This window comes from Methanohalobium evestigatum Z-7303 (assembly GCF_000196655.1).
In the GTDB taxonomy this organism is placed as follows: Archaea; Halobacteriota; Methanosarcinia; order Methanosarcinales; family Methanosarcinaceae; genus Methanohalobium; species Methanohalobium evestigatum.
The window spans coordinates 1,151,083-1,164,222 of the sequence record NC_014253.1; the positions used below are offsets into that span (position 1 = coordinate 1,151,083).

Consider the following 13,140-nt stretch of genomic DNA (forward strand, 5'->3'; position numbering starts at 1 on the left):
ATATTAAAGATTTTATTGGTGTTACTGTGCGGGTTTTCTTCTTTTTGATGTATTAATTTCTGAAGTTTCAGCAGACACAATTTCATAAAGGACTGCTTCCTTTCCTTTCTGTTTTCTCAGAATTCTTCCAAGACGTTGGATATATTCCCTTTTACTTCCGGTACCGCTTAATATGATTCCTACACTGGCTTCTGGAACATCTATTCCTTCATCAAGTACTTTTGATGTCACTATGGCATTATAAGTTCCTGATTTGAATTTTTCAAGTATGAGATTTCGTTCCCTTGTAGTTGTTTTGTAAGTTATAGGAGGAATCAGAAATTCATCGGATATACGATATACCAGCTGATTGTGTTCTGTAAATATAAATACAAAATCATGTATGTGTTTTTTAAGGATATCTCTTAATTTTTCAACTTTTGCTGAACTGTTAAATGCAATTTCTCTTGCCCGGTTTCTCGCCAGTAACGCTTTCCTCGCTTCCGGATCGCTTCCACTTCTTATTACCAGTTTCTGGAAATCACCGGGACTTTTCATGGATATATTTTTCTTTTTTAAATAATCTGTAAATATAGAATGGTTCCTTTTATATTCTTTCTTTTCTTCATCTTTTAATGCAACAGTAATTTTTTCAATCCTGTATGGTGATAGATGTTTGCCTGAAAGACTGGACAACTCCTGCTCAAAAACCTTACCACCAACAAGTCGGTTTAATTCTTTATGAAGCCCATCTTCTCTTTCATAGGTGGCAGTTAACCCCATCCTGTATGGAGCTATAAACATTTCAGCAATTGTCCGGTATCCCTCAGCTGGTAAATGATGCACTTCATCAAAGACAATAAAATTGAATCGGTTACCGATTTTTTCTGCATGAATATAAGCTGAATCATATGTGGAAACAGTAATAGGCTGAATGTCCTTTTTACCACCGCCAAGTGCCCCGATTTCAATTGAGAAGGCTTTGCTAAGGATTGAACGCCACTGCTCCATCAGGTCTATCGTTGGAACAATCACGATAACAGGTGTGTTGCAGTACGCAATAGCGTCCACACCTATGAAGGTCTTACCGCTGCCGGTAGGAAGGACTATTACACCCTGATAATTGTTCTGAATCCATGAAGAAATAGCATCCTGCTGGTAATCTCTTAACTGTATATTATCTTTATACAAGTGTTTCAGCTCGGGACACGAAACAGGGTTAGGAACACTGTCTTTATATTCGATTGATGATTCTTTCAGGTAACTGATGATATTTTTATAATACAATCCATGAGCTCTGAAAGTTTTGCTGCGTTCATCCCAATAAGCATAAGGAACGCTTATGTTACCGTTGATTTTTACAGTTCCTTGATGATAAGTTAGTTCGGGTATATCAGCTGGCATTGTCTTATAACCACTAAACAATCAAGTGGCTTTGTAGAAAAACTTAACGAGAATTGGGGTTCAGAGGTAGAGAATCCAGATATTTCTGGATTTGTCAAAGGCAAAAGAACATCAGGTAACTTCAGCATCATGGATATATTCGGAAATACCTTCAAGAAAAACCCTAATGTTAAGAAAAACTGCAGGAGGATTTTAGCTAGATGTACAACTCTAACTCAACTGGTACAGATTTAAAAGAAAGGTCGCATTCCTCTCCCAGCTCGCGCAGGGAGTCTCCTGCGACCAATTGGGTGAACTACCACTTGGCTAAAGACCAAGTGGCTTCAGAAGGAGTTTAATCCAAAGAGCCTTACTCTTTAAATCAAAGATTTAAAGATATTTGTAAATTTTCAATGAAATTTTTAAAATGTAAACAAATGAAGTATTAAAACTAATTAATAATGCTAAGTAACGTTTTTTCGTTACGTATATAAGTGTTAATTACTTAAGTACTTATTAAGGGGAGTATATAAATGACAGGTGAATACAATAAAATCTTAATTGCTACCGATGGTTCAGAAAATTCCAAAAACGCAGTCCAATCAGGGATAAATCTTGCTAAAAATACAGGTGCAAAGGTATATACAGTATATATAATTGAACCTGTAAGTGCTGCAATGTCTCGCAAAGGTCCAGACTGGGCTAAATCTGCAATGGAAATGATGAGAAAAGAAGGTGAAAAAGCTACGGAATACGTAGAAAAAATTGGTCAAGAAGCAGACATTGATGTGGAATCTATAATACTTGAGGGCGACCCTGCTGAAGAAGTCATCAAATTTGCCGATAAAAATGATATCAACCTTATTGTTATGGGTACCAGGGGTCTTTCTGGTATTAAACGGTTCATGGTTGGGAGTGTAGCTGATAAAGTGGTAAGACATTCTGAAAAAGAAGTACTGGTTGTTCCATCCTGACTGATTGAATCTACGAGAGAACAGGATGTTCGGCAATTCCAGTATACTATTAACCTAGTTTTATCTATTAAACAAATAAAGATAATTCATAGGTTAAATTATTTATCAGAATTTATCATTGTATAAAATTTTAAAATATATATTAAAAATAAAAGAGTACAGTGTAAAACTGTACTTAATTTCTTCTTTTCAATACAATATAGACTGCACCAAGCATGCCAAGAGCCAGAAGTGATGTAAATCCTGGAGTTGATTCAGTTTCTTCAGATTCATTTTGCTCTGTATCGGATTTTGGTTCTGTTTCAGGTTCTGGCTCAGTTTTCTCTTAAAACACTTTGCAGTTTTATTTTTATAGATGATTCATGTGGATTTTTTAAACTGTTTTGTGATTTTAGTTGATTTTAGTGGGTTTGCCTGAAAAATCCAGTTGACCAAAAAGTTGCAAAATTTTCTTGTCGTCTTCGATTAAACTCATTCTTTCATAACTGATAAAATTTTTCATTATATGAGATTTTATTTAAAAATAAAAATCAGGTGATAAAATAGGATAAAAGAAAACTCATTATGATGCCGATATTTCTGGCAGCATTTCTTCTTAATACAGGCATGACTACAGCTGCAGAATCTAATTCAGGAGGCCTTCAGGCACAATCAAACAAAATGCAAACAGGTTATGATGTCAAATCTCAGGCTAGTACTTTCAACACGTCCGAATATGCAAAGTCATTTCCAGAAAATATGATACGTGGCAATCCCGAGTATACAAGGTCTTTAACTCATGCAGATCTCAATGGCGACGGTAAACAGGACATTATAGTAACCAAACATGGTGTTAACTATCTGTATAAAGGAGATGGAAAAGGAGGTTTCACCGCCTATAAAATGCATGATAAATCAAAAAATACTAATTCGGTATCAATAGCTGATGTCAATGGTGATGGCATCCAGACATCATAACCGGTAACGGTAATGATGCGAATTACTGGTATGAAAATGACGGTAGGACGATTTAGAAAAACAAGCTGATGTTGTTTCTTTATACTGCGCTTCCAATGGTTACGAATTTAAGATTATAAGAGATATAGGTTCTGGATTAAATTACAACAAAAAAGGATTGAAAGAACTTATTGAACTTGTAAAACGAAAACAAATCGAAAGAGCTGTTGTCAATTATAAAGACCGTCTCATGAGATTTGGGTTCGAAATTTTCGAGGAGCTATGTAAGTCAAATGGTGTTAAAATAGAAATAATCAATCAAACAGAAGACAAAATATACGAAAACGAATGAGTTGAAGATTTTCTTACTATCATCACGGTCTTTTCCGCAAAACTTTACGGAAGCCGAAGTCATAAGAACAAAAAATGCTGTATTTGTGGAGATGTAGAAAAGAAGAATCCGGAAGTAAGAACTTTTACCTGTAAAAAATGCGGTCTAACCCTTTCGAGAGATATAAACAGCGCCGTAAATATTGCTAAAAAAGAAATACCTTTGTCTGGCATGGACTACAAGGTAATCTCAAAGAACCTTTGTATATTGCATATTGGAGATACAATAACTCGAAAATAAATATGCAAACGAATTAAACGAGAATGATGATACATTCACACCTAAATTTACATAAAATCATGTAAACTTAGGAGTGCGGAAGTGCAATACCCCGTACATAAATATCGCATTATAGAGTTGCTTCATGGAATGTACATATTGTTGGCATGACAGTTGATGGTGTTGATGATGCTCCCAGACTTAAAAAAGCAGATGTTGGTATTGCAGTCTCAAGCGCCACTGCTGCAGCCAAATACGTTGAGTATATTGTCTTCACAAAAATTGAGCAGTAGATTATTCTATTTTATCATTTACTTTTAGAATCTTGCAGTAGTGTTTCTACTATATTTTTATGTATATAAGCTGAAATTGGGACTTTACTAACGATTGCTGTCCTTTTCCCGTTTTCTTTATGAATTTTAATGTTTACTTTTTCATCTACTGTTATATTACCTTCGGGTTCATACATAATCCCATCACTTTGTATGCCTTCGGTAATGAACTTGGTTAAGCCAATAAAATGAGATCGTTCTTTTAAATCGTCTATATTTACAAAATTAACGTGAATCTTGTCTGGGAACATTTTTTGGTCTTCATGTTTGCCTATATATATACAAGTTATTTTTTTATCAATTTCATCTAAATAATTAGAAATTTCATTCAGAAAATCTAGGTCAAAAACTTCTATAAGTATTTCTTTTTGGCTCGTACTTATAAGATTTTGAACTCTGGTTGTTACAGCCCAGTTACCTTTAACCATCCAAATCGAGGGAGAATCATCATGTTTGTCCAATCTATATCTCTCTAAATTATGAATGCACTCTTCTGCAGTTCTGATAGTATCATTTTCCAGTTTCCTTATCACTTTTCTGGGTTCCATTGGTCTAAAACGGTTTGGGTGACCATATTGTACTTCTACAAAACCTTTTTCTTCCAAACTTTTTATTGTATCGTAAACTTTCGGTCTTGGTACGCTACTACTGTCTGATATTTCTCTTGCAGTAGCATCACCCAAGCCAACAAGAGTTATATATACATCGGCTTCGTAACCATTTAATCCTAATTTTTTCAGCTTATCAATCATGTAACAACTTTTGTTACAACAAATTTATATATTTACTGATATGTTTAGGTTTGGAATTAAGCCCCTTACAGATGTATCAAATTTAGGTAATTCAAAATAATAGAGGTCAGATAAAGTGGGTGCCATAGAAGTTGAAAATCTAAAGAAGAAGTACCACAAATTCACAGCAGTTGATGGTATATCATTCAGTGTCGAGGAAGGGGAAATTTTTGCATTTCTGGGTCCTAATGGTGCCGGTAAAACAACTTCGCTTAAAATCCTAACAACAATACTCCATCCAACATCCGGTAATATAAGAGTTAACGGATATGATGTCCTTCATAAGAAGAACGATGTCAGGAAGTCAATCGGTGTAATTTTTCAGGACAACAGTCTGGATGATAAATTAACTGCATATGAAAATATGGAATACCATGCTGTTCTCTACAAGGTGCCAAAGGAAGAGATTAGAGAACGGGTGGACAAACTCCTTGGTAATGTTGAATTGCTGGATAGGAAAAACGACCTGATTAAAACATTTTCGGGGGGTATGAAACGCAGAATTGAAATTGCAAGAGGACTTATCCATACCCCTAAAGTACTGTTTCTCGATGAACCCACTCTGGGTCTGGATGCACACACTAGAGCTTTTTTGTGGGAATATATAAGGGATCTTAAGGAAAACAGCAACCTTACCGTATTTCTAACAACACATAATCTGGATGAAGCTGAAAAAATAGCAGACCGTATAGCTATAATCGATAAAGGTCAAATTCAGACAATCGGAACTTTTGAACAGATAAAGAAAATGACAGGAACCAATACCCTTGAACAGGCGTTCTTGAAATTGACAGGACATGAAATCCGAAATTAACTATTCTAAACTTACCGGATTTAAGAAGTGATTTTTAATGATTGAATCGATACGCATCATGTGGATAAGACAGATAAAAGAATACTGGAGGTCAAAACCAAGGCTAATAGCTTCAATTGTTCAACCTACCATATTCCTTATGGCACTTGGATTTGGTCTTGGTCCAGTATTTAAACAGGCAGGTGGGTTAGATTACGTGCAGTTCCTTACACCTGGTATTCTCGGGATGGCAATTTTGTTCGGGTCGGTATTTAACGGTGTGTCTCTTCTATGGGACAAACAGTTCGGTTTTTTAAAGGAGACCCTTGTAGCCCCAGTTCCTCGTATAACATTGTTGATAGGACGCTCCATAGGAGGAGCTACAACTGCCGTGTTTCAGGGTATCGTATTGTTGGCGGTAAGTTATTTCATAGGATTTAGAATGGATAGTCTTTTGCATATACCATTGGTAATTCTGTTCATGTTTTTGATTGCATTTTTGTTTTCACTACTTGGAATTTCAATGGGTGCAAAACTGGATGACCCTGAAGCTTTCCCCTTAATAATCAATCTTGTAATAATACCGATTTTTTTCCTCTCAGGAGCACTATTTCCTATAAATAATCTTCCTAGTACCGTTACTACAATAGCAAAACTCAATCCATTATCTTATGGTGTCGATGGTTTACGGGGCACTATGATAGGTAGCTCTGATTTTGGAATAGCTACTGATGTGGGTATATTACTGGTTGTTACGTTTGTACTTTTGATTATAAGTAGCTATCTTTTTGAAAGACTGGAAACCTGAATTTTTCAATACAGGTTTTTTCTTTTTTATATAATATTTTCATTTGTTTGATTGTCGATGTCAGGAATATATTTTAAATCATTTCAGAATTAGAGAGTTTTATCAGAATAGGATTTCTACAGAGCCAAATAAACATCAAAATTAAAGGGTTTTTCGAGATCCTCCATAGTCAATAAATCAAGGTTTGTTGCTTATAATCCTATCAACAATATCGCATATTAAAAACAAAAAACTTATTATTAACTATGTTGTGTGAGGAAATGACAAAACTGCAAAAAACCTATTTTGCAATTTCGGTTTATAACAATTAAAAATAAACACAAATCAAAAGGAAGCGTACTTTATGTCAAACGAATACAAGTGGTTTTTAAAAGATGCAGTTGTAGATAAGGGTCTATGTACACTATGCGGTGCATGTGCAGCGGTCTGCCCTTACGAGATTATCGAATTTGATGAGAATGGTCCGAGATTAAAGGAAGAGTGCTATAGAAACGGAGAAGGTGCTTGTAAGGATGTCTGTCAACGGGTTATGACAGATGCTTCTCGTATATCGATGAATGTATTCAATTTCAAAGCTAAGCCTCCTTCACTTATCGGTCAATTTGAAAGGGTTACATCTGCAAGAGCGACCAATTCTACAATAAGGAATAAAGGGCAAGATGGTGGCGCTGTAACTGCACTCCTTGATTATTGTTTCGATAACGGTTTAATCGATGGAGCTGTTAATACTGCTGATTTTACAAAACCAAGTTCTCGTATCGTTACAAACAAAGAAGAACTTCAGGAGTCTCAGGGTTCAAAATATTCGGCATTACCAGTGATGTCAGCTCTTCGCCAGGTTAACGATGAATTAGAAAATGTTGCTATGGTAGGTCTTCCCTGTCAAGTATACGGTACCAGAAGAACACAATTTTTCAAAGGACTCAATGTTCATCCTTTAGAAATTGGTACAGATGGTGAGAAAGCTAATATTCCTAACATCCCTTATGTCATAGGTTTGTTCTGCATGGAGAATTTTAACTACGATAAACTCTCCGGATATCTAGAAAGCATAGGGATTGATTTGTCCAAGATAAAGAAATATGCGATAAGGTTAGATGAAATGATCATCATGACTGATGAAGGGAATGTTGAAATTTCTCTAAAGGATATTGAAGACTATGTATGGGATGGTTGCCATATTTGTAGGGATGCTGTATCCAAAGTAGCTGATATTTCAGCCGGTCATGTAGGTTCCTCGACAGGATGGACAACACTAATCGCTAGAAACGCTAAAGGACTGGAACTACTTGAGGCTGCAGAAAAGGATGGATATTTAGAAACATCCGATAAAGTTGATGTTGAAGATATTGAAGATTTTGCTAATATCAAGATGAGAAAGTTTAAGAATGAACTTAAAAAACGCCTTAATGACGGTAAAGAAGTTAATTTCTACTGGGTAAGGGATTATCCTGGTGTACGACCAGAAGTAAATGGTACTAACTTTGTCAAGATAAAAACTAATTCAGGAATTGCAGACCACGAATATATTTCCAAGGTTGCAGAACTTGCTGGAAAATATGGTGACGGTACCCTGGAAATGACTACAAGAAAAAGTATCGAGATACAGGGAGTTAAAGGAGAACACATTGACGATTTGATGTCAGAAGTATACGAAAGTGGACTTAAAACTATTGGGATGGGATATGCTACCGCATGTCCGGGTACTGCTTATTGTCCAGAAGGTATCGTTGAAACAAAAGAACTTGCCAACAAAATTACAAACCAGTTTGCACAGAGACTTACACCTCACAAAATGAAAGTTGGTATTGCAGGGTGCCCAAACAGTTGCGTCAGAGCAGAAAGTAATGATATAGGTATCGTTGGTCAAATGCGGCCCAAAATCGATGAAGAAAAATGTACTGGATGTGGAAGATGCAGTGAATTATGCAAATTAAATGCAATCTCGATAGTCGCAGGGAAAGCCGTTATTGATAGGGATCTGTGTATCAATTGTGGTTGGTGTGTTCGCGGTTGCCCTCATGAAGGTGCTGTCGAAGATAAAACCGGTTATTCTATATGGATCGGTGGAAATGATGCTAGAAGACCTACAAATGGTATCCTCTTAAAAGAATTCTGTACTGAGGACGAAATGGTGTCTATAATAGATAAATTAGGCAAGGTTTTTGTTAAATATCGAACAAAACCTGGAAAAGAGAGGTTAGGTAATATCATCGATCTGGTTGGAGAAGGACAGTTTATCAAAGAAGTATTGAGTGAGTCAGCTAGCAATGGTTAAACAGGCTGTCTAACAATCTTTAATCAAATTATATAGAGGATTTCGAAAAACTCCTTTATTTTGGTGTTTATTTATAAACTCTTTATAAAAAAATACCCGAGTTTGTAAGTAAATCGAAATTCTCTATAGATTCTCTCAAACCATTAATATTTATCAAGATTTGACGTTAGTCTGGATATTCTTCCTGATTTATCAGGTCCGATTGCGATTAACATGATATCGTTATTATTATCATAGATAGATATAGTTGGTAACCCGCCATATTCAGCTTCTTCGAATATGTCTTCCATATCTGAAAAGTCTGAACATCTGAGAATCTGTTGAGATTGGTTGTTGTCATACCAGTGGTCAAGATTCTTTTCTGAAGCTTTATCACTGGACCTTTTAGAGACTTCAGATATTTTCCTGGATAAATCATCTGCCGACAAATTAGATTTTGTACAGTAAACGATTAATTGAATACATTCAGATGGAAACGTTTTGGGGATGAATTTTTCAGTAAACTCAGATAATTTTTTAAACATGTGATCACTTTACCTAGATAACAATCTACATTAGATTTTATTTTTCATTGAATATATAATAAAACTTTGCTTGGATAAGATTATAATCATGGGAGGGTGTGAGGGGCTGTTTAGCAGGTTTTATCAGGAGGTTGCTTTTTGTTTCTATCTCTTTATTAATATGTTTTAACAGTTGTTCCAACTATCAAATAATGTACAAAAATAACTATACATATCATGTAATAATTGGCAAAAGTAACAATTGTTGATTACTCCGAACCAAAAAAAGCTTATCAGACATCATATATTTTATTTCATGGACGAGTCAGCTATTTTTGAGATTTTCAACGGCCTGCCACGCCAGGGTCCCAGCAGCAACAGATGTACAGAAAAAGCTTTCAGAATGATTCCATCCCTGCCTCCAGAACCCAGGATACTCGATATCGGCTGTGGAATAGGAATGCAGACCATCCATCTTGCAGGTATATGTAAAGACTGTCATATCACTGCAACCGACATTTATCAACCCTACCTTGACAAATTGATGGAAAATGCAGCAGAAAAAGGGGTAGCAAACAGGATATTCACTGTACGTGCTTCTATGGATGACCTGCCATTTGAAGATGACGAGTTCGATTTAATCTGGTGCGAAGGGTCCATATTTATAATTGAGCTTGAAAAAGGTCTCAACTACTGGAAACGTTTCTTGAAGGGTGGTGGTTTCATAGCGCTGACAGAAGCAGTCTGGTTCACCGAAAATCCATCAGAGGAATCCCTGCAACTCTGGCAGGAAGCCTATCCCGATATCAAGACAATTCCTGAAACTAAAAAAGCTATCTAGTCTACGGGCTACAAAGTAATATCCAGTTTCAAATTACCTGCACCCGCATGGTGGGACGATTTTTATGTTCATCTCGAGAAAAAGCTTGATTCATTAGAAGCAGAGTCCAAATATAACACAGATGTCAAATCCTTGATAGAGTTTTCCAGAAAGGAAATAGAGGTATTCAGGAAACATTCGGATGAGTATGGATATGCTTTTTTTGTAATGCGAAAATTAGATTGATAACTAACTGATTAATATGGTTAATATGGCCGGTCATACCATGATAACACTGTTTGCAACCGCTGGCAAATGATGACAAAATAAAAATCAAACTAAAAAATCTTCCATTTCCCAGAAAACAACCCCTTCATCAGATATTAGTTCCCTATTTTCGATTTGTTTTGCAGCTACTCCCAGTTGTATCTGCATATTACTGGATCCTTTAACAAGTTTAACTTTTTCAGAAAGACTATTCAGAATATTCCTTGTTTCGTTTTCATCAAGTTCTGTATTTTTGACCTCAACTGCAAGCATCTTCTTATTTTGTTCATCAAATGCTACTATATCGATTTCATCACCTCTGCGGTTCCACCATGGACCTACTTTTGAATAGCTATCGATTATATCTTCGGTTATCAAATCCCTCATGACACTTTCAAATATATCTCCTGTGAAACGTTTCCACTCTTTTTGAACCTTATTAAGTAATGGTTTATAATATCCAGCTTTATACAGACTTAATTGTGGATAGAGGAAATATCCGTAGAACCGGAAGAAGTTCTCAGTAAGGAAATACTTACCATGTTTGCTTTTACCTTTTGTATCTGTAACCGGGATTTTATGTTCAACAACTCCCAGGAGTTCTGTGAGATCGTGGAAATAATGCGAAAGAGAATTGAGTGATACATGGGTCATATCTGAAATTTCAGTTAATGAACATTTACCCTGGGATATAGCAGACACAATCTCATAATATGTAGAATGCTCTTTACCAAATTCTTCTATCAGTATATCTCTTACTTCATCTCTTAAAGGTGCCAGGTCATTAAATATCAGTTTTTCAAGGGCATCATGGAACCCACTGCATTGGTATTTTTCAAACAATCTGTAATAATACACAGTTCCACCGAATAGGAAATACAGGTTTAGTTTTTCGTCAAAATCCCTGATACCCATATCATCAAGCATCTCAAATACTTCTTTGACCGTAAACGGCTTAAGTGTTAATAGGTTATCTGCTCGTTTAAAAAGCGGCGCGTTATCTTCGATGAAGATTTTGCGTATCATCCCTATGGATGAACCTGAGATTATCAGAAATAGGTTAGAATTTTCTCCTTTTAAATCCCAGTATTTTTGCAGCTGGTCGATGAATGATGGATAGATTTTAGAAAACCTCTGGAACTCATCGATTGCTACAACCAGATTTTTGTCATGATTGACCAGAAAATCAAGAAATTGTTCTGGTGTTTCTAATTTTATGTAATCCGGCAGATCTAAACTTTCTTTTAAGATACTGGTAAACTCCTGCATCAGGATTTCGATACTCTTGTTGCTGTCGACAAAAAAGTAGATTGAATCCCGGTCTTTCATGAATTGTCTAATCAGTTCGGTTTTGCCGACCCGTCTTTTTCCGGTTAGGACAATCATCGATGGTTTGTTATTGTAAAGAGTATCCATCAGTTCGAGTTCTTGTTCTCTATTGTAGAATTTCATTAACCATTATTTTTGTAATGATTATATTTATAATTATTTAGTTTATATCTATTACTAAAACATATTTTTGTACACTTTAAGATAGATTTAGAAAAAATTGTTAGGCATTTACCTAACATTATAATTATTTTTATATAGATTGGTACAGATTGTGATTATTAGTGCGCAACTTTGTATTAATGCCATGAAAAGTTGCGCATGAGTATAAAATGATGAATAAATCAGGGAGGTGAAAATACAAATGTCAGGAAAAAAGAATATGTTCAAGTTGTTAGCAGGTCTGATGGTCCTTCTAACACTTACGGGAATATCAGCTGCTAGTCAGGGGACTGAATCAGATGTTGCTACTACTGCCAGTGACCAGGCAAGTGACTACGTAAAGCTTGATGCAGATAAGGTAACATCTTGCGACATATCCCTAAAGGGTAATATGGGTACCATCCATGCAACAAACATTGATGGTTCAGAAACTATAACATTTGAGGTGGTAGCTCATACACCTGAGTGATAAAGTTATAGAGATGGTATTGGATGATATTATAATACCATCTCGTTTTCCCTCCATGTTCTATATGGAAAAGACCGGTTAACTTTATCCCATCCCCCTCTCAACAATACTATCCCCATATTAAACCTCCGTTTTTACCTGCGAAACCGGTCTTTTCCATTTTTTATTTAATTTTTTAAAATATGTTATATGGAAGGATTAGCCAAAAACAGGTAAGAGAGGAAGACCCGGAATCCCTCTACTTGTTCCTGATATTAACCTGAGATATTTACAGGTTATTAAAAAAAAGAGAAGTTGAGAGACTGCAGAAAGTTGATAATCAAGTTATCTTTGGAATGGTTATTGGTCTAAAAGAGATTTCAACAAGCCTGCTTGAAAGACAGAATCTAACTTTTAGACAGGACAACAATTGAATTTCAAGAAAGACTATGGGATTTTCAAAGAAACTCAAAGCTATATATGACCAAATAAGTTTCTACTCTACTTATTTCAACTTCTGCAGAGAACATGCAGGAATGATGAAAAAAAGTGCAATCAAAAGTGCACCTGCTCAAGAATCTGGAATTGTTGAATATAAATGGACTTTGTAACAACTATTGCTTTTTAGACCTGTCAAAACTTCAATCTGTTAATGATGGACTACCAGAATTTCATTAATCATTATTTTTGTAATGTTTATATTTATAATTATTTAGTTTATATCTAT

Annotated in this window: 15 protein-coding genes and 2 pseudogenes; 11 read left to right on the plus strand and 6 right to left on the minus strand. The window is 35.5% G+C overall.

Translation table 11 applies throughout. The features are described from left to right. Nucleotides 1-21 precede the first annotated feature (21 nt). Complete coding sequence (locus METEV_RS05860; RefSeq protein ID WP_013194623.1) at nucleotides 22-1,383, minus strand: DEAD/DEAH box helicase family protein; 1,362 nt, start codon at nucleotides 1,381-1,383, stop codon at nucleotides 22-24. 200 nt (nucleotides 1,384-1,583) lie between these two features. Between METEV_RS05860 and METEV_RS12345 the strand changes: the two genes are divergently transcribed. Both METEV_RS12345 and METEV_RS05865 read left to right on the plus strand, forming a co-directional pair. Beyond that, complete coding sequence (locus METEV_RS12345) at nucleotides 1,584-1,721, plus strand: hypothetical protein (protein ID WP_198008137.1); 138 nt, start codon at nucleotides 1,584-1,586, stop codon at nucleotides 1,719-1,721. Nucleotides 1,722-1,895: 174 nt separating this feature from the next. Continuing rightward, the gene (locus tag METEV_RS05865; RefSeq protein ID WP_013194624.1) at nucleotides 1,896-2,336 is read left to right on the plus strand and encodes a universal stress protein; all 441 of its coding nucleotides are present in this window, start codon (nucleotides 1,896-1,898) and stop codon (nucleotides 2,334-2,336) included. A gap of 175 nt (nucleotides 2,337-2,511) precedes the next feature. Here the strand turns inward: METEV_RS05865 and METEV_RS12975 are convergent. Then, a pseudogene (locus METEV_RS12975) lies at nucleotides 2,512-2,580 on the minus strand (hypothetical protein); the annotation flags it as partial. 320 nt (nucleotides 2,581-2,900) lie between these two features. On the opposite strand from METEV_RS12975, the gene METEV_RS05870 reads away from it, so the two are divergent. The 3 genes and pseudogenes from METEV_RS05870 to METEV_RS12980 all read left to right on the plus strand — a co-directional run bounded on the left by METEV_RS05870 (nucleotide 2,901) and on the right by METEV_RS12980 (nucleotide 3,903). Next, nucleotides 2,901-3,293 (plus strand): FG-GAP repeat domain-containing protein, encoded by a 393-nt coding sequence (locus METEV_RS05870; protein WP_013194625.1) that lies wholly within the window; start codon nucleotides 2,901-2,903, stop codon nucleotides 3,291-3,293. A 61-nt stretch (nucleotides 3,294-3,354) separates the two neighbouring features. Next, nucleotides 3,355-3,624 (plus strand): annotated as a pseudogene (locus METEV_RS12550) (recombinase family protein); the annotation flags it as partial. Nucleotides 3,625-3,705: 81 nt separating this feature from the next. Further along, nucleotides 3,706-3,903, plus strand: coding sequence for a zinc ribbon domain-containing protein (locus METEV_RS12980; protein WP_394296176.1), 198 nt, complete (start codon nucleotides 3,706-3,708; stop codon nucleotides 3,901-3,903). A gap of 109 nt (nucleotides 3,904-4,012) precedes the next feature. Here the strand turns inward: METEV_RS12980 and METEV_RS12355 are convergent, their stop codons facing one another. Beyond that, nucleotides 4,013-4,159 (minus strand): hypothetical protein, encoded by a 147-nt coding sequence (locus tag METEV_RS12355; protein ID WP_157197298.1) that lies wholly within the window; start codon nucleotides 4,157-4,159, stop codon nucleotides 4,013-4,015. A 30-nt stretch (nucleotides 4,160-4,189) separates the two neighbouring features. Further along, nucleotides 4,190-4,966: a TrmB family transcriptional regulator gene (locus tag METEV_RS05875; RefSeq protein WP_013194627.1), complete on the minus strand. Its 777-nt coding sequence runs from the start codon at nucleotides 4,964-4,966 to the stop codon at nucleotides 4,190-4,192. Between the two features lie 115 nt (nucleotides 4,967-5,081). On the opposite strand from METEV_RS05875, the gene METEV_RS05880 reads away from it, so the two are divergent. The 3 genes from METEV_RS05880 to METEV_RS05890 all read left to right on the plus strand — a co-directional run bounded on the left by METEV_RS05880 (nucleotide 5,082) and on the right by METEV_RS05890 (nucleotide 8,884). After that, complete coding sequence (locus tag METEV_RS05880) at nucleotides 5,082-5,819, plus strand: daunorubicin resistance protein DrrA family ABC transporter ATP-binding protein (protein ID WP_013194628.1); 738 nt, start codon at nucleotides 5,082-5,084, stop codon at nucleotides 5,817-5,819. A gap of 37 nt (nucleotides 5,820-5,856) precedes the next feature. Next, a complete protein-coding gene (locus METEV_RS05885; RefSeq protein WP_013194629.1) occupies nucleotides 5,857-6,606 on the plus strand; it encodes an ABC transporter permease in 750 nt (249 codons plus the stop codon). A 343-nt stretch (nucleotides 6,607-6,949) separates the two neighbouring features. Beyond that, nucleotides 6,950-8,884, plus strand: coding sequence for a Coenzyme F420 hydrogenase/dehydrogenase, beta subunit C-terminal domain (locus METEV_RS05890; RefSeq protein WP_013194630.1), 1,935 nt, complete (start codon nucleotides 6,950-6,952; stop codon nucleotides 8,882-8,884). A 143-nt stretch (nucleotides 8,885-9,027) separates the two neighbouring features. Here METEV_RS05890 and METEV_RS05895 read toward each other — a convergent pair whose 3' ends face one another. Next, entirely contained in the window at nucleotides 9,028-9,408 is a 381-nt protein-coding gene (locus tag METEV_RS05895; RefSeq protein ID WP_013194631.1) for a peptidyl-tRNA hydrolase, read from the minus strand. Between the two features lie 295 nt (nucleotides 9,409-9,703). Here METEV_RS05895 and METEV_RS05900 point away from each other — a divergent pair, with 295 nt between their 5' ends. After that, a complete protein-coding gene (locus METEV_RS05900; RefSeq protein ID WP_232216828.1) occupies nucleotides 9,704-10,228 on the plus strand; it encodes a class I SAM-dependent methyltransferase in 525 nt (174 codons plus the stop codon). Nucleotides 10,229-10,540: 312 nt separating this feature from the next. Here METEV_RS05900 and METEV_RS05905 read toward each other — a convergent pair whose 3' ends face one another. Further along, nucleotides 10,541-11,926, minus strand: coding sequence for an ATP-binding protein (locus tag METEV_RS05905; RefSeq protein WP_013194633.1), 1,386 nt, complete (start codon nucleotides 11,924-11,926; stop codon nucleotides 10,541-10,543). A gap of 241 nt (nucleotides 11,927-12,167) precedes the next feature. Here METEV_RS05905 and METEV_RS05910 point away from each other — a divergent pair, with 241 nt between their 5' ends. Together METEV_RS05910 and METEV_RS12360 are read left to right on the plus strand one after the other, a co-directional pair. Further along, nucleotides 12,168-12,434 (plus strand): hypothetical protein, encoded by a 267-nt coding sequence (locus METEV_RS05910; protein ID WP_013194634.1) that lies wholly within the window; start codon nucleotides 12,168-12,170, stop codon nucleotides 12,432-12,434. A 428-nt stretch (nucleotides 12,435-12,862) separates the two neighbouring features. Next, complete coding sequence (locus tag METEV_RS12360) at nucleotides 12,863-13,024, plus strand: hypothetical protein (RefSeq protein WP_157197299.1); 162 nt, start codon at nucleotides 12,863-12,865, stop codon at nucleotides 13,022-13,024. Nucleotides 13,025-13,140: the final 116 nt, after the last annotated feature.